This window comes from Streptomyces sp. NPDC004284 (assembly GCF_042874035.1).
Classification (GTDB): Bacteria; Actinomycetota; Actinomycetes; order Streptomycetales; family Streptomycetaceae; genus Streptomyces.
In genome coordinates, this window is the sequence record NZ_JBIAMJ010000015.1 from 182,999 (window position 1) to 204,580 (window position 21,582).

General features: G+C 72.9%; 21 protein-coding genes. 14 read left to right on the top strand and 7 right to left on the bottom strand.

Annotated features, from left to right (window positions below; all coding sequences use genetic code 11):
- Positions 1-135: 135 nt before the first annotated feature.
- Positions 136-1,071: an A/G-specific adenine glycosylase gene (locus ACFYUS_RS30620; protein WP_388859192.1), complete on the bottom strand. Its 936-nt coding sequence runs from the start codon at positions 1,069-1,071 to the stop codon at positions 136-138.
- A gap of 33 nt (positions 1,072-1,104) precedes the next feature.
- Positions 1,105-1,788, bottom strand: coding sequence for a phosphatase PAP2 family protein (locus ACFYUS_RS30625; RefSeq protein ID WP_388859195.1), 684 nt, complete (start codon positions 1,786-1,788; stop codon positions 1,105-1,107).
- Between the two features lie 223 nt (positions 1,789-2,011).
- On the opposite strand from ACFYUS_RS30625, the gene ACFYUS_RS30630 reads away from it, so the two are divergent.
- A complete protein-coding gene (locus ACFYUS_RS30630; protein WP_388859198.1) occupies positions 2,012-2,854 on the top strand; it encodes a hypothetical protein in 843 nt (280 codons plus the stop codon).
- Between the two features lie 42 nt (positions 2,855-2,896).
- Here ACFYUS_RS30630 and disA read toward each other — a convergent pair whose 3' ends face one another.
- Together disA and radA are read right to left on the bottom strand one after the other, a co-directional pair.
- Positions 2,897-3,955 carry a DNA integrity scanning diadenylate cyclase DisA gene (disA, locus tag ACFYUS_RS30635; RefSeq protein ID WP_388859269.1) on the bottom strand — a complete coding sequence of 353 codons (1,059 nt, stop codon included), beginning with the start codon at positions 3,953-3,955 and terminating at the stop codon, positions 2,897-2,899.
- Between the two features lie 193 nt (positions 3,956-4,148).
- Positions 4,149-5,555, bottom strand: coding sequence for a DNA repair protein RadA (gene radA / locus ACFYUS_RS30640; RefSeq protein WP_388859201.1), 1,407 nt, complete (start codon positions 5,553-5,555; stop codon positions 4,149-4,151).
- A 184-nt stretch (positions 5,556-5,739) separates the two neighbouring features.
- Between radA and ACFYUS_RS30645 the strand changes: the two genes are divergently transcribed.
- Complete coding sequence (locus ACFYUS_RS30645; protein WP_388859203.1) at positions 5,740-7,527, top strand: hypothetical protein; 1,788 nt, start codon at positions 5,740-5,742, stop codon at positions 7,525-7,527.
- On the opposite strand, the gene ACFYUS_RS30650 is transcribed toward ACFYUS_RS30645, so the two are convergent.
- Entirely contained in the window at positions 7,524-8,321 is a 798-nt protein-coding gene (locus ACFYUS_RS30650; protein WP_388859272.1) for a hypothetical protein, read from the bottom strand. The genes ACFYUS_RS30645 and ACFYUS_RS30650 overlap by 4 nt on opposite strands.
- Before the next feature lie 128 nt (positions 8,322-8,449).
- Here ACFYUS_RS30650 and ACFYUS_RS30655 point away from each other — a divergent pair, with 128 nt between their 5' ends.
- The 4 genes from ACFYUS_RS30655 (at position 8,450) to ilvD (ending at position 13,056) form a co-directional block, all read left to right on the top strand.
- A complete protein-coding gene (locus ACFYUS_RS30655; protein ID WP_388859206.1) occupies positions 8,450-9,382 on the top strand; it encodes a Ppx/GppA family phosphatase in 933 nt (310 codons plus the stop codon).
- Positions 9,383-9,493: 111 nt separating this feature from the next.
- Positions 9,494-10,333: a sugar phosphate isomerase/epimerase family protein gene (locus ACFYUS_RS30660; protein ID WP_388859209.1), complete on the top strand. Its 840-nt coding sequence runs from the start codon at positions 9,494-9,496 to the stop codon at positions 10,331-10,333.
- A gap of 163 nt (positions 10,334-10,496) precedes the next feature.
- Positions 10,497-11,108 (top strand): TetR family transcriptional regulator, encoded by a 612-nt coding sequence (locus ACFYUS_RS30665; protein WP_116160355.1) that lies wholly within the window; start codon positions 10,497-10,499, stop codon positions 11,106-11,108.
- Between the two features lie 94 nt (positions 11,109-11,202).
- Positions 11,203-13,056 carry a dihydroxy-acid dehydratase gene (gene ilvD, locus ACFYUS_RS30670; RefSeq protein WP_388859213.1) on the top strand — a complete coding sequence of 618 codons (1,854 nt, stop codon included), beginning with the start codon at positions 11,203-11,205 and terminating at the stop codon, positions 13,054-13,056.
- A 63-nt stretch (positions 13,057-13,119) separates the two neighbouring features.
- Here ilvD and ACFYUS_RS30675 read toward each other — a convergent pair whose 3' ends face one another.
- On the bottom strand, positions 13,120-15,264 hold the full coding sequence (locus ACFYUS_RS30675) for a PQQ-binding-like beta-propeller repeat protein (protein ID WP_388859216.1): 2,145 nt from the start codon (positions 15,262-15,264) through the stop codon (positions 13,120-13,122).
- 157 nt (positions 15,265-15,421) lie between these two features.
- On the opposite strand from ACFYUS_RS30675, the gene ACFYUS_RS30680 reads away from it, so the two are divergent.
- The 7 genes from ACFYUS_RS30680 to proC all read left to right on the top strand — a co-directional run bounded on the left by ACFYUS_RS30680 (position 15,422) and on the right by proC (position 19,579).
- The gene (locus ACFYUS_RS30680) at positions 15,422-15,727 is read left to right on the top strand and encodes an SH3 domain-containing protein (protein ID WP_388859219.1); all 306 of its coding nucleotides are present in this window, start codon (positions 15,422-15,424) and stop codon (positions 15,725-15,727) included.
- An 18-nt stretch (positions 15,728-15,745) separates the two neighbouring features.
- Positions 15,746-16,141 (top strand): peptidase, encoded by a 396-nt coding sequence (locus tag ACFYUS_RS30685; RefSeq protein WP_388859222.1) that lies wholly within the window; start codon positions 15,746-15,748, stop codon positions 16,139-16,141.
- A gap of 17 nt (positions 16,142-16,158) precedes the next feature.
- The gene (locus ACFYUS_RS30690) at positions 16,159-16,497 is read left to right on the top strand and encodes a peptidase (protein ID WP_388859225.1); all 339 of its coding nucleotides are present in this window, start codon (positions 16,159-16,161) and stop codon (positions 16,495-16,497) included.
- Positions 16,498-16,530: 33 nt separating this feature from the next.
- Positions 16,531-17,019: a hypothetical protein gene (locus ACFYUS_RS30695; RefSeq protein WP_388859228.1), complete on the top strand. Its 489-nt coding sequence runs from the start codon at positions 16,531-16,533 to the stop codon at positions 17,017-17,019.
- A gap of 99 nt (positions 17,020-17,118) precedes the next feature.
- Positions 17,119-17,922 (top strand): ABC transporter ATP-binding protein, encoded by an 804-nt coding sequence (locus ACFYUS_RS30700; protein ID WP_388859231.1) that lies wholly within the window; start codon positions 17,119-17,121, stop codon positions 17,920-17,922.
- Complete coding sequence (locus ACFYUS_RS30705; RefSeq protein WP_388859234.1) at positions 17,919-18,656, top strand: ABC transporter permease; 738 nt, start codon at positions 17,919-17,921, stop codon at positions 18,654-18,656. Before ACFYUS_RS30700 ends, ACFYUS_RS30705 begins: the two co-directional genes overlap by 4 nt.
- Positions 18,657-18,769: 113 nt before the next feature.
- Positions 18,770-19,579, top strand: a complete 810-nt coding sequence (gene proC, locus ACFYUS_RS30710) for a pyrroline-5-carboxylate reductase (RefSeq protein ID WP_388859237.1) — start codon at positions 18,770-18,772, stop codon at positions 19,577-19,579.
- A 1-nt stretch (position 19,580) separates the two neighbouring features.
- Here the strand turns inward: proC and ACFYUS_RS30715 are convergent, their stop codons facing one another.
- Entirely contained in the window at positions 19,581-20,171 is a 591-nt protein-coding gene (locus ACFYUS_RS30715) for a cysteine hydrolase family protein (protein WP_388859240.1), read from the bottom strand.
- Between the two features lie 45 nt (positions 20,172-20,216).
- Between ACFYUS_RS30715 and ACFYUS_RS30720 the strand changes: the two genes are divergently transcribed.
- Positions 20,217-21,263, top strand: coding sequence for a GlxA family transcriptional regulator (locus tag ACFYUS_RS30720; protein WP_388859243.1), 1,047 nt, complete (start codon positions 20,217-20,219; stop codon positions 21,261-21,263).
- The last annotated feature ends 319 nt before the right edge of the window (positions 21,264-21,582 follow it).

The window sequence follows — 21,582 nt, forward strand, 5'->3', positions numbered from 1 at the left end:
CATCGGTTGTGTAACAGCGAGATCGTGGATCCAAGATCCTGGATCCGGCATCCACGTCTTGGATCCAAGATCCTGGATCCGACATCCACGACTTGGATCCAACATCTGGATCCAAGATCCAGGATCCACGTCGTGTCAGGACAGCGGGAGTCGGTACAGGCCGCCGTCCAGCGGCTCGACGAGGCCGTCCGCGACCAGGCCGTCCAGGGCCCTGGCCCGCTGCACCGGCTCGTCCCAGACAGCGTCAAGGGCCGCCTGTGCCACCGGGTCCGTCGACTCCCGCAGCACGGCGAGGAGCCGGCCGCGGACCTGCCGGTCGGTCCCGGCGTACGTCTGGCCCCGCCGCGGCGGACCGTCGTGCGCCGGCTTCCCCGCGAGCCGCCAGGCGCACCGATCGGCGATCGGGCAGCGCCCGCAGTCCTCGTTCTTCGCCGTGCACACCAGGGCGCCCAGCTCCATGGAGGCGGCCGCCCAGCGGGACGCCCGCGCCTCGTCGTCCGGCAGCAGCGCGCGGGCGAGCCGCCGCTCGGCGGCCGTGGTCGCGTTCGGCGGGTACTGGACGCCGGTCGCCGCCCGCGCGAAGACCCGGCGCACGTTCGTGTCCAGGACCGCGTGGCGCTGCCCGTACGCGAAGGAGGCCACCGCCGCCGCCGTGTACTCGCCGATCCCGGGCAGCGCGAGCAGCTGCCCGTGGTCGCGGGGCACGTCGCCGTGGTGCCGTTCCGTTATGGCCACGGCCGCCGCGTGCAGCCGCAGCGCCCGGCGCGGATAGCCCAGCCGGCCCCAGGCGCGGACCGCCTCGCCGGGGGCCTCGGCGGCCAGGTCGGCCGGGCGCGGCCAGCGCGCGAGCCACTGCTCGTACACCGGGAGGACCCGGACCACCGGGGTCTGCTGGAGCATGAACTCGCTGACCATGACGCCCCAGGCGCCGGCCTCGGGGCGGCGCCAGGGCAGGTCGCGGGCGTGCCGGTCGAACCAGGCGAGGACGGGCCCGTGCAGCTCGGCGGGGGGCACGGGCGCGTCGGGGGCGACGGAGGCCGGGGAGGGGGTGGGGTCATCGATGGAAGTCATGGCACCTCCGATCCTGACACGTCCCCGGCGGGATCAGTACGCGCCGTGGCGTGCGCGCCTGGACCGCTCGGAGTGCGCGGGAGCGTACGCGGAGGCGTGCGCACTCGGCCCGCGCCCCGCGCACCACACCACGGCCGAGCTCCGGCTCGACCGGGCCGTCTCCACCAGCGACCGCACGGGCCGCTCCGCGAGCCGCATCACGAGGAAGGCGACCAGGGCGCCGGCCAGCAGGCCGACGGTCACGTCGTGCGGGTAGTGGACGCCGACGAAGACCCGGGAGAAGGCCATCAGCAGGGCCATCGGCACGGTCAGCCAGACGATCCCGCGCCAGGACAGGGCGAGCGCGATCGCGGCCGCGCCCGCGATGGCCGAGTGGTTGCTCGGGAAGGACCAGTCGCCGTGCGGCGGGCAGGCGACGAGCGAGACGGGCGCGCCGGCGACCGCGCGGCACGGACGTTCCTCGTCGACCAGCGACTTCAGGGCCTCGCTCACCACGTAACCGAAACCGGTGGCGACCGGGGCCAGCAGCGCGAGCGCCATCGTCCGGCTCGAACCCTCCCGGGAACGCCACCAGCCGGCGAGGAACAGCACGCCGAAGAGCAGCAGCCCGAGCTCCGTCCACACCTCGGCGACCCACTGGAACCAGTGGGGGGTGGAGTGGGCGAAGTCGGCGACGTCGAGATACAGACGGTCGGAGAGGTCGAGAAGGGTGTTCATGGTGTACGACGCTAACCGGAATCCGGAGCCCCCCGCCCCGGGCCAACGGCCAGAACGACCCCCGACGAAAGTGGGGGGCCGTGATTCGGGCCGGTTCCCTATGGTTTCGGGCGGTGTTCCGGGAAAAGTTCCCGGAACCCGTGGATGTGATCATCGGCAAAACTTGAGGTCTCGGGCGGCGGGTGGGGCGGGAGTTGGGCCGGATCTCTCGTAAGGTTCGGTCGTGGGATCTTTGCGCAATCCGGTCGGGCCGCTTCCCTCCACCATCTACTGGCGTCGGAGGGCGGTGGCGGCGTGCCTGGTGGCGCTTCTCGCGCTGCTCGCCGTCTGGGCCGTCACCTCGGGCGACGGCGACGGGAAGAAGACGAACGACGGGGCCAACGGCGCCTCGCCGACCCCTCCCTCGATCACCCCGGGCCCCTCCGGCAGCGGCCCTGCGATCAGCCAACAGCCCGGCGGCCGCGAGGAGTCGGGCGACTCCGGTGACAACGGCGGCTCCGCGGGCTCCGGTACGGACGAGGGCACGGACGCCGGTACGGACTCCGGCGCCACGGGCGCCGACTCCGGCACCGCGGGCACCGGCAAGAACGGCGACACCGACGGAGCCGGCGCCGACGGAGGCGCGGGCACCGGCGCGGGCCAGCAGGTCCCGGCCGACTCCCCGCTCCCGAACTGCCCCGCCGGAGCACTCCAGTTGACCCTCCGCTCCACCAAGGTCACCTACGAGCCGGGCGAGAAGCCCCGCTTCCACCTCGTCGCCAAGAACACCTCGAACGCCGCCTGCAAGGCCGACTTCGGGCCCCGCAGCGCGGTTCTGACGATCAGTGACGACGGCGACGACGAGATCTGGTCCTCCGCCGACTGCCCGCGCCCCGGCAACCCGGTCCTGCTGCGCGTCCCCGCGCACACCACCATCACCCACACCGTGGAATGGGACCGAGGTCACAGCGCCCCGCAGTGCGCCAGCGCCCCGGCGGGCCCGGCCGGCCCCGGCACCTACCTGGTGGAGGCCCGGATGCCGGGCGTGAAGGTGTCCCCGGCCTCGTTCACGCTCGCCAAGGACTGAGCGGGCAGTGCGCCCTGGACGTACTGAGCGGGCGGCACGTCCTTAGACGTACCGCTCCAGGATCGAGGACTCCGCGAGCCGCGACAGGCCCTCGCGGACGCTGCGGGCGCGGGCCTCGCCGACGCCGTCGACGGTCTGGAGGTCGTCCACGCTCGCCGCGAGCAGCTTCTGCAGTCCGCCGAAGTGCTCCACCAGTCGCTCGATGATCGCGCCGGGCAGCCGCGGCACCTTGGCCAGGAGCCGGTAGCCGCGCGGCGAGACCGCCGAGTCGAGGGTCTCGGGCGAGCCGCTGTAGCCGAGGGCGCGCGCCACGACCGGAAGTTCGAGCAGCTCGGTGTGGGTGAGCGCGTCGAGCTCGGTGAGCGCCTCGGCGACCGTCCGCGAACGCTTCGCCGTCGGCTCCGGAACGTAGTCCCGGATCACCAGCTCGCGCTCCGGCTCCACGCCCGCGATCAGCTCGTCGAGCTGGAGCGAGAGGAGCCGCCCGTCGGTGCCGAGCTCGACCACGTACTCCGCGATCTCGGTGGCGATCCGGCGGACCATCTCCAGGCGCTGCGCGACCGCGGTGACGTCCCGGACCGTGACCAGGTCCTCGATCTCCAGGGCGGACAGCGTGCCGGCCACCTCGTCGAGCCGCAGCTTGTACCGCTCCAGCGTCGCGAGCGCCTGGTTGGCGCGGGACAGGATCGCGGCCGACTCCTCCAGGACCCGGCGCTCACCGTCCACGTACAGCGCGATCAGACGCATCGACTGCGAGACGGAGACGACCGGGAACCTGCACTGCTTGGAGACCCGGTCCGCGGTGCGGTGGCGGGTGCCGGTCTCCTCGGTGGGGATGGAGGCGTCCGGGACGAGCTGCACGCCCGCGCGGTGGATCTTGGTGATGTCCTTGTCGAGGACGAGCGCGCCGTCGAGCTTGCACAGCTCGCGCAGGCGGGTCGCGGTGAACTCGACGTTCAGCTCGAAGCCGCCGGTGCACATCGAGTCGACCGTCTTGTCCAGGCCCAGCACGATGAGACCGCCGGTGTTTCCCCGGAGGATCCGCTCCAGGCCGTCGCGCAGCGCGGTGCCCGGCGCGACCGCGCTCAGGGCGGCGCGCATCAGCGCTTCGTTGCCGTCCTTGGCTGCCACTGCACTCCTCCGGCTCGTACGGATGGGCGAGACCAGGGCAAAGTCTAGCGACACCACTCCGGCTGGATTGTGGGCATACGTTCCGCGGGGCGGAACAGAAAGGCGCAATCCAGCCGAAAAGGTCCACCGCTCCGCGCGGCGCCCCGACGGGCCGAGGGCCTGCTCAGCGGCCCGGCGCCTCCTCGGCCGCCTTCGCCCTGCGGCTCCGCGGCAGCACCCGGAGCGCGTCCCCCACGTCCGCCACCTCCGTCACCTTCATCCCCGCCGGCACCTTTCCCGGGTCCGAGGGGACCAGCGCGTGCGTGAAGCCCAGCCGGTGCGCCTCGGCGAGCCGCCGCTGCACGCCCGTCACCCGCCGCACCTCGCCCGCGAGCCCGACCTCGCCGATCGCGACCAGGTTCTTCGGCAGCGGGACGTCGCTCGCCGCGGAGGCCAGCGCCAGCGCGATCGCCAGGTCGGCGGCCGGCTCGGTGAGCTTCACGCCGCCGACGGTCGCGCTGTAGATGTCCCGCTTGCCCAGCGCGCTGATCCGGCCCCGCTGCTCCAGGACCGCCAGCATCATCGAGACCCGGGAGGTCTCCAGGCCGGAGACGGTCCGGCGCGGTGAGGGGATCTGGGAGTCCACCGTCAGCGACTGGACCTCGGCGACGAGCGGACGGCGGCCCTCCAGGGTGACCGTCAGACAGGTGCCGGGCACGGCCACGTCACGCCGGGTCAGGAAGAGCCCGGAGGGATCGGCGAGCCCCGTGATGCCCTCGTCGTGCAGCTCGAAGCAGCCGACCTCGTCGGTCGCCCCGTACCGGTTCTTCACGCCCCGGACCAGGCGCAGGCGCGCGTGCCGGTCGCCCTCGAAGCTCAGGACGACGTCGACCAGGTGCTCCAGGAGCCGGGGCCCCGCGATGGCCCCGTCCTTGGTGACGTGGCCGACGAGGAGCGTCGACATGCCGCGCTCCTTGGAGGCCCGGATGAGGGCTCCGGCGACCTCGCGGACCTGGGCCATGCCACCGGGCGCGCCGTCGATCTCGGGGGAGGCGACGGTCTGCACCGAGTCCATGATCAGCAGGGAGGGCTTCACGGCGTCGAGGTGCCCGAGGACGGCCGACAGATCGGTCTCGGCCGCCAGGTACAGATGGTCGCTCAGCGCGCCGATCCGGTCGGCGCGCAGCCGGACCTGGCTCGCGGACTCCTCGCCCGTGACGTACAGCGTGCGGTGCTCGTCGCTCGCCGCCTTGGCCGCCACGTCGAGCAGCAGCGTGGACTTGCCGACGCCCGGCTCGCCCGCGAGCAGCACGACGGCGCCGGGCACCAGACCCCCGCCGAGGACCCGGTCCAGCTCGTCGACGCCGGTCGAGCGGGCGGTCGCCTGCCGGCCGTCGACCTGCGCGATGGGGAGCGCGGCGGTGGAGACGCGCCCCGCCGCTGTCGTGCGGACGGCGGGCGCGCCGTACTCCTCGACCGTCCCCCAGGCCTGGCATTCGGGGCAGCGGCCGAGCCACTTGGCCGTCTGCCAGCCGCACTCGGTGCAGCGGTAGGACGGCCGGTCCTTGGCGGTTTTCGTACGGGCAGCCATGGGAGCCACCGTATCCGCCGCCACCGACAACGGGCCGCCGTCATCCACAGGACGGCCGTCACTCCGGGGGAACCCCACCGGAACGCCCGCTTCCTGTCCCCTTTCGAGCGATAGCTTCACCCGTAAGAATGAGAATGGTGCGACCGGTACGAAGAGTGCCCCCCGCCCTGCCTACGGTCACCCAGTGACGAGCAGCAGGCTGGATTCCCCCGCACGCACCACCGGCGCACACCGGGCGCACCGCGCCACGGACCAGGGACCGCGCACGCTCGGCCGCCGTCCCCCCGCCCGTTACGAGGCCGCCCTCGACGGCCTCTTCACGTACTGCCTCTCCGTGCTCTGCGACCACGACACGGCCACCGCCGTCCTCGGCGAGGTCCTCGCCGTCGCCGAGCGCCACCACGGCCGCCGCCCCTCCGACGAGGACGGACGCGCGGCCTGGCTCTACGCCCTCGCCCGCTGGGCCTGCCTGCGCAGCCTCGGCGAACAGCGCCGCAAGCGCCAGGGCGCCCACACCGGCCGCCCCGCCGTCACCGCCCCCGAACCGCCCCGGGTCTCCGAGGAGACCGCCGAGCGCCGCCGCGCCGAGCTCGCCCTGCTCGCCTGGCCCGAGGCCGCCGGCACCACGCCCGAGCAGCGCGAGGCCCTGGAACTCGCCGTACGGCACGGCCTCAGCCACCGCCAGGTCGCCGCCGTGCTCTCCCTCGACCCGCTCGCCGCCCGCGAACTCCTCGCCACCGCCGGCTGCGAGGTCGAGCGCACCCGCGCCGCCCTCGCCGTCGTCGACACCGGCAGCTGCCCCACCGTCGCCCGGCTCACCGGCGACCACCGGGTGCTCCTCTCGGCCACCCTCCGCGCCGAACTCGTCCGGCACGTCGACGACTGCCCCCGTTGCCGCCGCGCCGCCGAGCGCGTCGGCGCCGGCGGCCCCTGGCCCGGCGCCGCGGCCCTCCCCGCGGACCGGCTGCCGCTCGTCGAGGCGCCCCGGGCCGCCGCGTACATGGCGATGCTGCACGTCCCGCGCGCGCGTGCCGGCGCCCCGCGCTTCGCGCCGACCGGCTTCCCCCTGGACCCGAAGGACCACGTGGCCCGCCGCGACCGGATGCGGGCCCGCGCGGTGACCACCACCGTCGTCGCCGCCGTGGTCGCCGCCCCCGTCCTCGCCCTGTGGACCTCCTACCGCGGCACCCCGGACGCGGACACCGCCGGCCACGACGGACGCAGGATCAGCGCGCGCGAGGCGGACGGACCGGTGGGCCCGGACGGCCACTCCTACGACCGGTACGAGAACGCGGGCAACGCCGACACCACCCCGGAGCCCCGCTTCACCCAGGGCAGTCGCGCCCCCGACGTCTCCGTCGAGGTCGTCAGCCCCGGCGGCCCCACCGAACCGGCCCGGCCCGGCGAACCCCCCACCGGCTGGATCACGGTCACCGCCACCGGCCACGGCGACCTCACCCTGCTCACGCTCACCGCCTCCGGCGGCTCCCCCGTCGACTGGTCGCTGTGGACGGACGCCCCCTGGCTGTACGTGAGCCGCGCCTCCGGCACGCTCCGCCCCGGCGAGAAGACCACGATCACCGTCCGCGTCGACCAGGCCCGCGCCCCCGTCGGCCCCTGGAGCGCGCGCGTGGGCGTGAACCCCTCGGGCGCGATGGTCAGGATCGAGGGCTACCGCCAGCCGCCGCCGACGGACGACCGGGCCGTCACGCCCCCGCCCGTCACGACGACGGACCCGACGACCCCGCCCACGTCCCCGCCGACGACGGAACCGACCACACCGCCGACGTCCCCGCCGACGACCCCGCCCACGACGGAACCGACCACACCGCCGACGACCGAGCCCACGACCCCGCCGCCGACGACACCCCCGACGACCGAGCCGACCACCCCGCCGCCGACGACCGAGGAGCCCCCGCCCACGACCACGGACCCGGGCACGGCCCCGCCGCCGGAGCAGTCACCCTCCTAGGCGGGGGGATCCGCCGGGTGCGGGGCCACCAGCGGCAGCTGCGAGGCGAGCCGCGCCTCACACAGCCCGACCAGCACCTCGTACGCCTCCTGGCCCATCATCTCGACGAGCTCCGGCCGGTACGAGACGTACACCGGCTCGGCACCGACGTGCGCCGACGACGCCGTCGTGCAGTACCAGTGCAGGTCGTGCCCGCCCGGCCCCCAGCCACGCCGGTCGTACTCGCCGATCGACACCTGGAGCACCCGGCTGTCGTCGGGGCGGTCGACCCAGTCGTACGTCCGCCGCACCGGCAGCTGCCAGCACACGTCCGGCTTCGTCTCCAGCGGCTCCCGGCCCTCCTTCAGCGCCAGGATGTGCAGCGAGCAGCCCGCGCCGCCCGCGAAACCGGGCCGGTTCTGGAAGATGCAGGACCCCTCCCAGCGGCGGGTCTGCCGGTCGCCGTCCTCGTCGAGCTGCACCCAGCCCGACTCCGTACCGACCTCGTGGAACTGCCACAGCTCCGGCGTCAGCCGGGCCACGTGCTCCGCCACCCGCTTCTCGTCGTCCTCGTCGGAGAAGTGCGCCCCCAGCGTGCAGCAGCCGTCGTCGGCGCGCCCCTCCTGGATGCCCTGGCAGCCGTTGCCGAAGATGCACGTCCAGCGGGAGGTCAGCCAGGTCAGGTCACAGCGGAAGACCTGCTCCTCGTCCGCCGGATCGGGAAACTCGACCCACGCGCGCGCGAAGTCGAGGCCCTTCTCGTCCGGCTCCTCGGCCTTGCCCCGCTTCTGCTTCCCGACCTTGACCGCCTTCACGGCCTTCGCCGCGTGCGCGGTCCTGGCGTCCTTCACACGCGAGCCGTCGCTCTCTTTGCCCGGCTTCGCCTTTTTCGTCTTTGGCACAACACCAAGCGTATGCGGCACGGCGCAGTAGCGTTCCGTCCATGAGACTCGGAGTCCTCGACGTCGGTTCGAACACGGTGCACCTCCTCGTGGTGGACGCCCACCCCGGCGCCCGCCCGCTGCCCGCCCACTCGCACAAGGCGGAGCTGCGGCTCGCCGAACTGCTCGACGAGCGGGGCGCGATCGCGCCCGGCGGCGTCGAGCGGCTCATCGCGACCGTGCGGGACGCGCTCGCGGCCGCCGAGGACAAGGGCTGCGAGGAGGTGCTGCCCTTCGCGACCTCCGCGGTGCGCGAGGCCAGCAACGCCGACGCGGTCCTCGCGCGCGTGAAGGACGAGACCGGGGTCGACCTCCAGGTCCTCACCGGCGAGGAGGAGGCCCGGCTCACCTTCCTCGCCGCCCGCCGCTGGTTCGGCTGGTCCGCCGGCAAGCTGCTCCTCCTCGACATCGGCGGCGGCTCCCTCGAAGTCGCGTACGGCATCGACGAGGACCCGGACACGGCGGTCTCCCTGCCCCTGGGCGCCGGCCGCCTCACCGCCGGCTGGCTGCCCGGCGACCCCGCCGACACCGCCGACGTGAAGGCGCTGCGCCGCCACGTGCGCGCGCAGATCGCCCGTACGGTCGGCGAATTCAGCCGCTTCGGCCGCCCCGACCACGTCGTGGCCACCTCCAAGACCTTCAAGCAGCTCGCCAGGATCGCGGGCGCACCCGGCTCCGGCGAGGGCCTCTACGTCCAGCGGATCCTGACCCGCAAGTCCCTGGAGGAGTGGGTCCCGCGCCTCGCCGCGATGACCGTCCCCGAGCGCGCCGCGCTCCCGGGCGTCTCGGAGGGCCGCGCCGGACAGGTCCTCGCGGGCGCGCTCGTCGCCGAGGGCGCGATGGACCTCCTCGGCGTCGAGGAGCTGGAGATCTGCCCCTGGGCCCTGCGCGAGGGCGTCATCCTGCGCCGCCTGGACCACCTGCCGGAGCACTGACGGCCCGTACGGGGCGGGGGCCGGGGCACTGACGGCCCGTGCGGGGCGGGGGGCCGGGGCGTGACCGGAACCACCCCCCGGCCCCCCCGCCCCGCCCCGTACCCTGTCCCCGTGGCAGAACCAGTGGTGCGCATCCCGGATGCGAAGGTCGCCCTGTCGACGGCCTCGGTCTATCCGGAGTCGACGGCGACGGCCTTCGAGATCGCCGCGCGCCTCGGGTACGACGGCGTCGAGGTCATGGTGTGGACCGACCCGGTCAGCCAGGACATCGAGGCGCTGCGCCGCCTCTCCGACTACCACCAGGTCCCGATCCTGGCCGTGCACGCCCCCTGCCTCCTGATCACCCAGCGCGTCTGGTCCACCGACCCGTGGGTCAAGCTCCAGCGCGCGCAGGCGGCGGCCGAGCGGCTCGGCGCGTCGACGGTCGTCGTCCACCCGCCGTTCCGCTGGCAGCGCCAGTACGCCAAGGACTTCGTGACCGGCATCTGGCGGATGGCGGACGAGACGGACGTCCGGTTCGCGGTCGAGAACATGTACCCCTGGCGGTACAAGGACCGCGAGATGCTCGCGTACGCCCCCGAGTGGGACGTCACCAAGGACGACTACCGGCACTTCACCGTCGACCTCTCGCACACCGCGACCGCCCGCACCGACGCCCTCGCGATGATCGACCGCATGGGCGACCGGCTCGGCCACGTCCACCTCGCCGACGGCAAGGGCTCCGCGAAGGACGAGCACCTCGTCCCGGGGCGCGGCACGCAGCCCTGCGCCGAACTCCTGGAGCGGCTCGCGCTCACCGGCTTCGACGGGCACGTCGTCATCGAGGTCAACACCCGCCGCGCGATGTCAGCCGCCGAACGCGAGGCCGACCTCGCCGAGGCCCTCGCCTTCACCCGCCTCCACCTCGCCTCGGCACCCACCCGCCCGACGGAACGGGCCCCGCGCCCATGACGGCCCCGCTCCCCACTGCGGGGGTTCCCGCGCCGATGAAGGCCCCGGCCCCGCTCCCCACCGCGGAGCCTTCCGCGCCCATGACGGCCCCGCTCCCCACCATGGCGGTTCCCGCGCCCATGACGTCTCCGGCCCCGCTCCCGACCGCGGAGGCTCCCGCCCCATGACCGACCCGGCCCCGCGCCGGCGCGGCCGCCCGTCCCGTACGGAGGAGGAGAGCGGCCCCGGCGCCCGGACACGCATCCTGGAGGCGGCCCGCGCCCAGTTCGCCGAGCGCGGCTACGACAAGGCCTCGGTGCGCGGCATCGCCAAGGCCGCCGGGGTGGACCCGGCGCTCGTCCACCACTACTTCGGCACGAAGGACGAGGTCTTCGCCGCCGCGATCGAGGTCTCCTTCGAGCCCGCGGCCGTCCTCCCGGCGATCCTCGGCGGCCCCCGCGAGGCCATCGGCGAACGGCTCGCCCGCTTCTTCATCGGCGTCTGGGAGAACCCGGCCTCCCGCGCCCCCCTCCTCGCGATCGTCCGCTCCGCGCTCACCCACGAGGCGGCGGCCAAGGTGCTGCGGACCTTCGTGCTGCGCCGGCTCCTGGAGCGGATCGCGGCCGAGCTCGACGTACCGGACCCGGGCTTCCGCGCGGAGCTGGCCGCCTCCCACATGATCGGGATCGTGATCATGCGGTACGTGATCCAGGTCGAGCCGCTGGCCTCGGCGGACCCGGAGCGGATCGTCGAGCAGGTGGCCCCGACGCTCCAGCGCTACCTGACCGAAGGCTGAACACTCTGTCCGCATCCCGGACGCGCTGTCCAGATCTTGGAGCGTCGGCGTACGCTCGTAGGCAAGCACACCCATCCCTGAGGAGCGAGCGACGATGCCCGAGCTGAGGTCCCGCACTGTCACCCACGGCCGCAACATGGCGGGCGCACGCGCCCTTATGCGCGCCTCCGGTGTACCCGGCGCGGACATCGGCCGGAAGCCCATCATCGCGGTCGCCAACTCCTTCACGGAGTTCGTCCCCGGCCACACCCACCTCCAGCCGGTCGGCCGGATCGTCTCCGACGCCATCACCGCGGCCGGCGGCATCGCCCGCGAGTTCAACACGATCGCCGTCGACGACGGCATCGCCATGGGCCACGGCGGCATGCTCTACTCCCTGCCCTCCCGCGACCTGATCGCGGACAGCGTGGAGTACATGGTCGAGGCGCACTGCGCCGACGCCCTGATCTGCATCTCCAACTGCGACAAGATCACCCCCGGCATGCTGATGGCGGCCCTGCGCCTCAACATCCCGACGGTCTTCGTCTCCGGCGGCCCGATGGAGTCCGGCCGCGCCACGCTCGTCGACGGCTCGGTCCGCACGCTCGACCTGGTCGACGCGATCTCCGACGCGGTGAACCCGAAGATCTCGGACGAGGACATCGCCCGCATCGAGGAGAACGCCTGCCCGACCTGCGGCTCCTGTTCCGGCATGTTCACCGCCAACTCGATGAACTGCCTGACCGAGGCCATCGGCCTCTCCCTCCCCGGCAACGGCTCGGTGCTCGCCACCCACACCGCCCGCAAGGCGCTGTACGAGAACGCGGCCCGCACGGTCGTCGACATCACCCGCCGCTACTACGACGAGGACGACGACTCCGTCCTGCCCCGCTCGATCGCGACCCGCGCCGCCTTCGAGAACGCCATGGCCCTCGACATCGCCATGGGCGGCTCGACCAACACGATCCTCCACCTGCTCGCCGCCGCCCAGGAGGCCGAGCTCGACTACGGCCTGCCGGACATGGACGAGGTCTCCCGCCGGGTGCCCTGCCTGGCCAAGGTCGCCCCGAACGTCGCCAAGGACCGCACGTACTACATGGAGGACGTGCACCGGGCCGGCGGCATCCCCGCCATCCTCGGCGAGCTCTACCGCGCGGGCCTGCTCAACGAGGACGTCCACTCCGTCCACTCCCGCTCCATCAAGGAGTGGCTGGACGCTTGGGACGTCCGCGGCGGCTCCCCCTCCGACGAGGCCGTCGAACTGTGGCACGCGGCCCCCGGCTGCGTCCGCTCGGCGACCGCCTTCTCCCAGTCCGAGCGCTGGGAGACCCTCGACACGGACGCGGCCGGCGGCTGCATCCGCGACGCGGCCCACGCCTACTCGAAGGACGGCGGCCTCGCCGTCCTGCACGGCAACCTCGCCGCCGACGGCTGCGTCGTGAAGACCGCCGGCGTCGACGAGTCCATCTGGACCTTCGAAGGCCCGGCCGTCGTCTGCGAATCGCAGGAAGAGGCCGTCGAGAAGATCCTCAACAAGCAGGTCACGGACGGCGACGTCGTCGTCATCCGCTACGAGGGCCCCCGCGGCGGCCCCGGCATGCAGGAGATGCTCTACCCCACCTCCTTCCTCAAGGGCCGCGGCCTCGGCAAGACCTGCGCCCTGGTCACCGACGGCCGCTTCTCCGGCGGCACCTCCGGCCTCTCCATCGGCCACGCCTCCCCGGAGGCCGCCTCCGGCGGCACCATCGCCCTCGTCGAGGACGGCGACCGCATCCGCATCGACATCCCGAACCGCTCGATCGAGCTGCTGGTCGACGACGCCACCCTCGCCGCCCGCCGCGAGGCCCTCGGCGGCGTCTACGCCCCGAAGAACCGCCAGCGCAAGGTCTCGGCCGCCCTCCGCGCGTACGCCGCGATGGCGACGAGCGCCGACAAGGGCGCGGTCCGGGACGTGTCGAAGCTGGGCTGAGCCCCGCCGCGCACACGAGTGAGGGGAGCGGGTCCCGGACCCGCTCCCCTCACTCGTCCATTCTCACCAGGTCCCCGGATCCCGCGCGTCCACCGCGAACACCGATCCGTCCGGCGCCGTCCCGAACACCCGCCCCCCGGCCACGACGGGCGCGGGCACCGTCGTCGCGTACCCGAGCCGCCCGTCCCTCAGCCGGGGCCCGGTCTGCCCGAGCAGCGCACCGCGCGCGGTGTCGACGGCGAGCAGCCGCCCATCGGACGCGGAGAAGTAGAGCCGCTCACCAGGGCCGACGACGGGGACGGACACGGTGCTGGCGGACGTCTCCAGCTCCCAGAGGACGTGACCGCCGGAGGCGGCGGTGTCCAGGGCGACGAGCTGGCCCGTCGGGGTCAGCAGATAGACGGTCGTGCCCCGAACGGCGAACTTGGGTTCGTCCATCAGGGAGGGCAGGGGGATCCGGCGAGCGGTCCCCCTGGCGGGGTCGTACAGGACGACGGCATCGGTGCGCGAGTCGCGGTTCGCGGACCGCAGGACCAGCACGCCGTCGGCTCCTGTGCCCACCGGGACGAGGTCTCCGTCCAGGCGCTTCTGCCAGGCGATCTCGCCGTTCTTCGGGTGGAGAGCGCTGAGCAGGGTGCGCGCTCGACCCGCCGCTCCGGCAGATGCCTCGAAGACGGGCAACAGGCCGGAGAAGGGGTCGTACGAACCGAAGCGCGGCTCTGAGTGCCCCTTCAGGCCGTGGCTCCAGCGCTGCTTCCCCGTGGTGGCTGCGACTGCCTTCAGCCTTCCGGATCCCCCGGCGAACAGGACGGTCTCGTCGGCGAACCGCACGTTGGAGTCGCGGTCGGAGCCGTTCATGTACCAGCCAGGAGCGCCATCGGCTCCGTACGTCCGTAGCCCGCGGTCGGCGGAGCTGATGCCGACCAGGCTGCCAGGCATCGGCGCGGGCGCGGAGAAGTTGTCGCTGTCGGCGGCCGGCTGTGACCACACCACGCGGCCGGTCGCGGGGTCGATCCGCGCGATGGCGATGCCCCGGCCCGAGCAGAAGAGTGCGTCGGTGACGTAGGCGCAGGTGGGTGCGGCGGAGTCGCCGTCCTTCTGCAGAGGGGTCTGCCACCCGGTGAACGCCTCGGCGACCGGGGCTTTGCGCGTGTCCTTCGCGGGACTGCCCCCGCCGCCGAACGTGACGGCCGCGAAGGTCCCGACCCCGGCCAGGACGAGGAGCGCGGTGGCTGTGACGGGCCAGCGGGGCAGCCGCCGCCGGGGGCGGTCGACCGGTACCCGTACGGGAGTGTCCGCGTCCCAGGAGGCTGGGGACCGGGGCTCGGGGGCGGGCGGGGTGGAGGACCGCCGCTGTGCCGGTATGAAGGCCGCCGCCTCGTACGAGGGCGGCAGAAGCGCGGTCATGATCTCGCCCGGAGTCGGGCGGTCCGCCGGTTCCTTGGCGAGGCAGCGTGCGACGAGCGGGGCGAGTTCGGCCGGAACGCCCGTCAGATCGGGCTCGTCGTGCACGACTTGGTACGCGACGATGTAGGGGCTCTCGGAGTCGAACGGGCCGTGTCCGGTCGCGGCGTGCACGAGGACGGATCCGAGGGCGAACACGTCCGCCGCCGGTCCAACCTCGCGCGGGCGCTGGAACTGCTCGGGCGCCATGAAGGGCGGCGACCCGATCAACTTCCCCGTCTCGGTGTGCAGATCGCTGTCCACCGGCCTGGAGATGCCGAAGTCGATGACCTTCGGTCCGGTGTCGGTGAGCAGCACGTTGCTCGGCTTGAGGTCCCGGTGGACGACGCCGGCCCGGTGGATGTCACGCAGGGCCTCCGCGAGCCCCGCGGTCAGTCGGCGCAGTTCGGCGGGGGAGAGGGGACCGTTCCGCTTCACCTGGTCGGAGAGGGTGGGGCCGGGTACGTAGAGCGTCGCCATCCAGGGGCGTACGGCGTCGGGGTCGGCGTCCACGACGGGCGCGGTGAAGGCGCCGCTCACCCGGCGCGCGGCCGCGACCTCCTGGCGGAACCGGGCCCTGAACTCCGGGTCCTCCGCGTACTGTCCGTGCACGACCTTGACGGCGAGCCGCAGCCCGGAGGGGGAGGTGGCCAGATGGACCACTCCCATGCCGCCCGCGCCGAGACAGGCCTGAAGGCGGTACTCGCCCGCGTACTCAGGTCCTTCTGCTTCCCGGTCGGAACCGGCACTGCGCAACGGCGGCATCGCCCACCCCCGTGTGATTCCCCGTTGAGTCCGCGCGCGTGCGCGACGGACGGAGCCTAGTCCATGGCGCACGTGATGTCGGAGCGGGTTGCTAGCCTGCGCGTCGCAGAGAGTGAATTCCAGCGGAGCGATCTCGCTCCCAACGGGGGAGGCCGTCATGACTGCTGAAGAGTCGAGCGCCGCGGCGGAACCGGATGAGGTGGTCACCATGGGCGTAGCGCGTTACCCGATCGCACCCAACTGCCGCGTGAACGTGCGCTCCGGACCGGGCACCAAGTACCCGATCGTGCGGACGTTGTTGGTCGGCGTGAGCGTGCCGATCTACTGCCAGACGCCGGGCGAGACCGTCACCGGTCCGTACGGCACCACGAATCTCTGGGACAACATCGACAGCGGCGAGTTCGTCTCGGACGCCTACGTGCACACCGGCAGCGACGGCTACGTCGCCCGCCGCTGCGGCTGACGGGGGATGAGGAAGACGATGCTCCACAGGAGCGCACTCACCACGATCGGCGGCGCGGCCGCCGCCCTGGGTCTGGTGCTCGTCACCGCAGGCGGCTCCTCCGCAGCCGAGATCGCGGCGTACCGTACGAGCCCGTCCGCCGCGGTCGGCTTGTCGACCGGCGTCGCCCGTTACCCGATCGCACCCGGCTACCGGCTCAACGTGCGCTCCGGCCCGGGCACGCAGTACGAGAGCCTGCGCTTGCTCCCGCTGGGCGTGAGCGTGCCGATCTACTGCCAGACGCCGGGCGAGACCGTCACCGGTCCGTACGGCACCACGAATCTCTGGGACAACATCGACAGCGGCGAGTTCGTCTCGGACGCCTACGTGCACACCGGCAGCGACGGCTACGTCGCCCGCCGCTGCGGCAGCTGACAAGGACAAGGAAGACGATGCTTCGCAGAAGAATGCTCACCGCCGTCGGCGGCGCGGCCGCCGCCCTGGGTCTGGTGCTCGCCACGGCCGCCAGCTCCTCCGCCGCCACGTCCTACTCGGTCGCGCCCGGCTACCGCGTGAACGTGCGCTCGGGGCCGAGCACGCAGTACGCGATCGTTCGGGTCCTGCCCCTGGACGCCAAGGTGGCGATCTACTGCCAGAAGGACGGTGAGACCATCACCGGTCCGTACGGCACGACGAAGATCTGGGACAACATCGCTCCCGGTGAGTACGTCTCCGACGCGTACGTGCACACGGGCAGCGACGAGATGGTCGCGCCGGCCTGCCGGGTCTGAGGTCTTCTCCGCCGCCCGGGGATAATCGACCCTGTGAGCGACGAAGAGCAGACCCCCAGCAAGACCGGCGACTCCTCCGGGCCGCAGCCGGAGGAGATCCGCTTCTTCGGCACGACGTGGGTCGACCACAGCGGCAACTACACGCTGCGCCGCGCCGGCCTGGCCGCCGGCGCGCTCGCCGCCGCCGTCGCGGGCTGCTTCGTGCTGCGCTTCGCCTACGAGGGCCTGCAGATCGCCGACGTCGGCGGCCTCGTCAACACGTTGGTCGTCATCATGTTCGCCATCTGCAGCGCCATCGCCTTCGGCAAGACCTGGGAGGGCTTCGTCCGCCGCCCGGCCGACCCGGCCCGCGAGGAGTCCCTCCGCAGTCTGAAGGCGATCGGCTTCATCGGCTCCCTGCTCGCCTACGCGGCCCGCTGCTTCGTCGAGGCCCCCGGCGAGAAGCTCCACCGCACGGAGTACGAGACGGCCGTCGCCCGGTACGAGAAGCGCCGCAGCGCCAAGAAGCGCAAGCGCAAGTAGGCCCACCGGCCCGCCAGCCCACCCCCCCCCGAACAGCAACCACCACCGGCCCCGCCCGGATCCTTGACGCCCGGCACCCCCAGCCCCACTATTCATCACATGATGAATAACCCGGCGGGCGAGGCCACGGACACGCCGGCCATCACCGCCCGCCACCTCACCGCCGTCCGAGGCGACCGCCGCGTCCTCCGCGACCTCGACTTCACCGTCCCGGCCGGCCGCGTCACCGGACTCCTCGGCCCCTCCGGCTGCGGCAAGACCACCCTCATGCGCGCGATCGTCGGCACCCAGGCCAAGGTCACCGGCACCCTCCGGGTCCTCGGCCGCCCCGCCGGCGACCCCGCCCTCCGCACCCGCATCGGCTACGTCACCCAGGACCCGTCCGTCTACGACGACCTCACCGTCCGACAGAACCTCGACTACTTCGCCGCCGTCCTGCTCCCCGGCCGCGCCCACCGCCACGACCGCCACACCGCCGTCGCCCGGGCCATCGAGGACGTCGACCTCGCCGACCACGCCGACTCCCTCGCCGGCCGGCTCTCCGGCGGCCAGCGCAGCCGGGTCTCCCTCGCCGTCGCCCTCCTCGGCACCCCGGAGCTCCTCGTCCTCGACGAACCCACCGTCGGCCTCGACCCCGTCCTCCGCCGCGACCTGTGGAACCTCTTCCACCGCATCGCCGCCGACCGGGGCACCACCCTCCTCGTCTCCTCCCACGTGATGGACGAGGCCGAGCGCTGCCACCGGCTCCTCCTCATGCGCGAGGGCGAGATCCTCGCCGAGGACACCCCCGAGGACCTCCGCCGCCGCAACGGCACCGCCACCGTCGAAGAGGCCTTCCTGCACCTCGTGGACGCGGCGAACACCCGCGCAGCCCAGGCCGCCGCCGACCAGGAGCACTCATGAACGTGAACCGCACCCTCGCCACCACCGCCCGCGTCCTGCGCCAGCTGCGCCACGACCCGCGCTCGATCGCCCTGATGCTCCTCGTCCCCTGCCTGATGCTCTTCCTGCTCCGTTACGTCTTCGACGGAAGCCCGGGGACCTTCGACGACATCGGCGCCTCGCTCCTCGGCATCTTCCCGCTCATCACGATGTTCCTGGTGACCTCCATCGCCACCCTCAGGGAACGCACCTCCGGCACCCTGGAACGCCTCCTCGCCATGCCCCTCGGCAAGGCCGACCTCATCGCCGGCTACGCCCTCGCCTTCGGGCTCGTCGCCGTCCTCCAGTCCGTCCTGGCCACCGGCCTCGCCGTCTGGTTCCTCGGCCTCGACGTCATCGGCTCCCCCTGGCTCCTCCTCCTGGTGGCCCTCCTCGACGCCCTCCTCGGCACCGCCCTCGGCCTCTTCGTCTCCGCGTTCGCCGCGACCGAGTTCCAGGCCGTCCAGTTCATGCCGGCCGTGATCTTCCCCCAGATCCTGCTCTGCGGCCTGTTCACCCCGCGCGACCACATGGCCCCCGCCCTCGAAGCGGTCTCCGACGTCCTGCCCATGTCGTACGCCGTCGACGGCATGAACGAGGTCCTCCGCCACCCCGACATGACCACCGCCTTCGTCCGCGACGTCCTCGTCGTCGCCGGCTGCGCCGTACTGGTCCTCGGCCTCGGCGCGGCCACCCTCCGCCGCCGCACCGCCTGACCGGCCCGGCCCCGACCGCCCGGCCCCGACCACCCCTCGGACACCCCACGCACCCCGGCCCCCACCGGTGAAAGGATGTCGAAAAGGCCCCCTCCGGCGAGGTGAACAGACCCATGACCCAGACCGTCGCAGTCCTCGGCACCGGCAAGATCGGTGAAGCGCTCCTCAGCGGCATGATCCGCGCCGGCTGGCGCCCCGCGAACCTCCTGGTCACCACCCGCCGCGCCGAACGCGCCGAGGAGCTCCGCACCCGCTACGGCGTCGAGACCGTCACCAACGCCGAGGCCGCCAAGCGCGCCGACACCCTCATCCTGGCCGTCAAGCCGCAGGACATGGGCCGCCTCCTCGACGAGCTCGCCCCGCACGTCACCGCCGACCGCCTGGTCATCAGCGCGGCGGCCGGCATCCCCACGTCCTTCATCGAGGACCGCCTCACCGCCGGCACCCCCGTCGTCCGCGTCATGCCGAACACCCCCGTCCTCGTCGACGAGGGCATGTCCGTCATCTCGGGCGGCAGCCACGCCACCCCCGGGCACCTCGCCCACACGGAGGAGATCTTCGGCGGCGTCGGCAAGACCCTCCGCGTCCCCGAGTCCCAGCAGGACGCGGCCACCGCCCTCTCCGGCTCGGGACCGGCGTACTTCTACTTCCTCGTCGAGGCCATGACCGACGCCGGCATCCTCCTCGGCCTGCCCCGCGCCCAGGCCCACGACCTCATCGTCCAGGCCGCCATCGGCGCCGCCGTGATGCTCCGCGACAGCGGCGAGCACCCGGTCAAGCTCCGCGAGGCCGTCACCTCCCCGGCCGGCACCACCATCAGCGCCATCCGCGAACTGGAGAACCACGGCGTACGGGCCGCCCTGATCGCCGCCCTGGAAGCGGCCCGCGACCGCAGCCGCGAACTGGCCTCCGGCAACAGCTGACCTAGACGGCCGCGGCCGCACCCTTCAGCACGTCCTCCGTGGACACGACCCGGGCGAACCGCCCGCCGTGCAGCGACACCGCCGTCGCCCGGGTCAGCTCCTCCGCCGTCTGCGCCCAGCCGAACGGCCCCGCCAGGTCGAAGGTGTGCATCGCGTCCAGCGGGAACAGCACGTCGTACCCGAGGTTCCCGCCCATCCGTGCGGTCGTCTCGTTGCACATGTTCGTCTGGATCCCCACGACCACGAACTGCTCGACCCCGGCCCCCCTCAACCAGGCGTCCAGATCCGGCTCCCCGTAGAACGCCGAGTTCACGGACTTCGTCACGAACAGCTCGGGCCCGGACCCCTTCCCCCGCCGCTCCTCGACGAAGTCCTTGAACTCGTTGCCCTCCGTCCCCGGCTCCAGCGGCGAACCCGCCCGCGGCGAGTCGTGCCGCACGAAGACGACCGGCCGCCCCGTCTCCTGCCAGACATCGATCAGAGCCGCGATGTTCGCCTCGGCCTCCGGGTTGTTCCGACGCCCCCAGAACTCGGACTCGAAGCCCTTCTGCACGTCGATGACCACCAGCGCTGCGTTCTCGTTGATCTCCATGGCCACGATCCTCCCGCCGACGACCCCCGCCTCCCAGGGGTACGAATGCCAGCGATCGATGCTTTACTGCCAGACGTGCCACAGAAGCCCTCGCCCCGCCCCCAGCGCATCGCACTCGTCGCCTTCCCCGGCATCCGGGCCTTCGACATCTCCGTCATCACCGAGGTCTGGGACAGCGACCGCACCTTCCGCGGCGTCCCGCCCTTCGAGCTCCACCGGGTCGCCGCCGACCCGGGCACCCCCATCCCCCTGCGCGGCGGCCTCACCCTCACCCCCGACCGCCCCCTCGGCTGGCTCGACGACCTCACCCCCACCGACCTCGTCGTCGTCCCCGGCATCGAAGACCCCTACGCCGACCTCCCGGCCCCCGTCCTCGACGCCCTCCGCCGCGCCCACACCGCCGGCATCCCGGTCGCCTCGCTCTGCGCCGGCGCCTTCGTCCTCGCCCGCGCGGGCCTCCTCGACGGCCGCCGTGCCGTCACCCACTGGCACCTCGCGAGCACCCTGGCCGCCCTCCATCCGGCCGTCCAGGTCGAACCGGACGCCCTCTTCGTCGAGGACACCGGCATCTGGACCTCGGCCGGCACCGCCGCCGGCATCGACCTCTGCCTCCACCTCGTCCGCACCGCCCACGGCGCCGAAGCCGCCGCCACGGTGGCCCGCTCCATGGTCACCGCCCCCTTCCGTACGGGAACCCAGGCCCAGTTCATCGAGCACCCCACCCCCCGCGCCGACCGTGACGCCGACGCCCTCGCCGCCGTACGCGCCCACGCCCTGGCCCACCTCGACGAACCCCACACCGTCGCGACCCTGGCCGCCCTCGCCGGCATGTCCCCCCGCTCCTTCGCCCGCCACTTCCACGCCACGACGGGCACCACCCCCCTCCACTGGCTCATCACCCAGCGCGTCGCCGCAGCCCAGAAGCTCCTCGAACAGACCGACCACCCCCTCCCCGAGGTCGCCCGCCGCGCGGGCTTCGGCAGCGAGGTCACGATGCGCCAGCACTTCGCCTCCCACCTGGGCACCAGCCCCCGCGACTACCGCACCGCCTTCCGCCACCCGGCCAGAGGAACGCACACGGACCAGGGTTGACACGCCCCCTCCCCATCCGTAGTGTTCTCCGAGTTGTCCGACGTGAGCACCGACCCCGGTCGGCCCCGGACAGCCATTCCGCAAGATCCACAGAAGCCGACGACGCTTTGCCGCGCCGTCATCTCTTCCCGTGCGTTTTTGCGAAATGAGGAATTCCCGTTCGAAGGTTTCGAGCGCAGCCGCCCGATTAGCGTCGGAGGCAGGGAATCCGCTAAAGTCTCACTCGTCGGAACGGCCCAACAGCCGGAAAGACAAACCCCCCTGACTGGGAGTCAGACGCCGAAAGGATCTGATAGAGTCGGAAACGCCGGAAGGGCCC

Bases quoted from the DNA above. Each gene is read 5' to 3' on its own strand.
- ACFYUS_RS30690 (WP_388859225.1), top strand. From the start codon at position 16,159: ATGCTTCGCAGAAGAATGCTCACCGCCGTCGGCGGCGCGGCCGCCGCC.
- ilvD (WP_388859213.1), top strand. From the start codon at position 11,203: ATGCCCGAGCTGAGGTCCCGCACTGTCACCCACGGCCGCAACATGGCG.
- proC (WP_388859237.1), top strand. From the start codon at position 18,770: ATGACCCAGACCGTCGCAGTCCTCGGCACCGGCAAGATCGGTGAAGCG.
- ACFYUS_RS30715 (WP_388859240.1), bottom strand. From the start codon at position 20,171: ATGGAGATCAACGAGAACGCAGCGCTGGTGGTCATCGACGTGCAGAAG.
- ACFYUS_RS30705 (WP_388859234.1), top strand. From the start codon at position 17,919: ATGAACGTGAACCGCACCCTCGCCACCACCGCCCGCGTCCTGCGCCAG.
- ACFYUS_RS30620 (WP_388859192.1), bottom strand. From the start codon at position 1,071: ATGACTTCCATCGATGACCCCACCCCCTCCCCGGCCTCCGTCGCCCCC.
- ACFYUS_RS30675 (WP_388859216.1), bottom strand. From the start codon at position 15,264: ATGCCGCCGTTGCGCAGTGCCGGTTCCGACCGGGAAGCAGAAGGACCT.
- ACFYUS_RS30665 (WP_116160355.1), top strand. From the start codon at position 10,497: ATGACCGACCCGGCCCCGCGCCGGCGCGGCCGCCCGTCCCGTACGGAG.
- radA (WP_388859201.1), bottom strand. From the start codon at position 5,555: ATGGCTGCCCGTACGAAAACCGCCAAGGACCGGCCGTCCTACCGCTGC.
- ACFYUS_RS30720 (WP_388859243.1), top strand. From the start codon at position 20,217: ATGCCAGCGATCGATGCTTTACTGCCAGACGTGCCACAGAAGCCCTCG.
- ACFYUS_RS30655 (WP_388859206.1), top strand. From the start codon at position 8,450: ATGAGACTCGGAGTCCTCGACGTCGGTTCGAACACGGTGCACCTCCTC.
- ACFYUS_RS30685 (WP_388859222.1), top strand. From the start codon at position 15,746: ATGCTCCACAGGAGCGCACTCACCACGATCGGCGGCGCGGCCGCCGCC.
- ACFYUS_RS30680 (WP_388859219.1), top strand. From the start codon at position 15,422: ATGACTGCTGAAGAGTCGAGCGCCGCGGCGGAACCGGATGAGGTGGTC.
- ACFYUS_RS30700 (WP_388859231.1), top strand. From the start codon at position 17,119: ATGATGAATAACCCGGCGGGCGAGGCCACGGACACGCCGGCCATCACC.
- ACFYUS_RS30625 (WP_388859195.1), bottom strand. From the start codon at position 1,788: ATGAACACCCTTCTCGACCTCTCCGACCGTCTGTATCTCGACGTCGCC.
- disA (WP_388859269.1), bottom strand. From the start codon at position 3,955: ATGCGCGCCGCCCTGAGCGCGGTCGCGCCGGGCACCGCGCTGCGCGAC.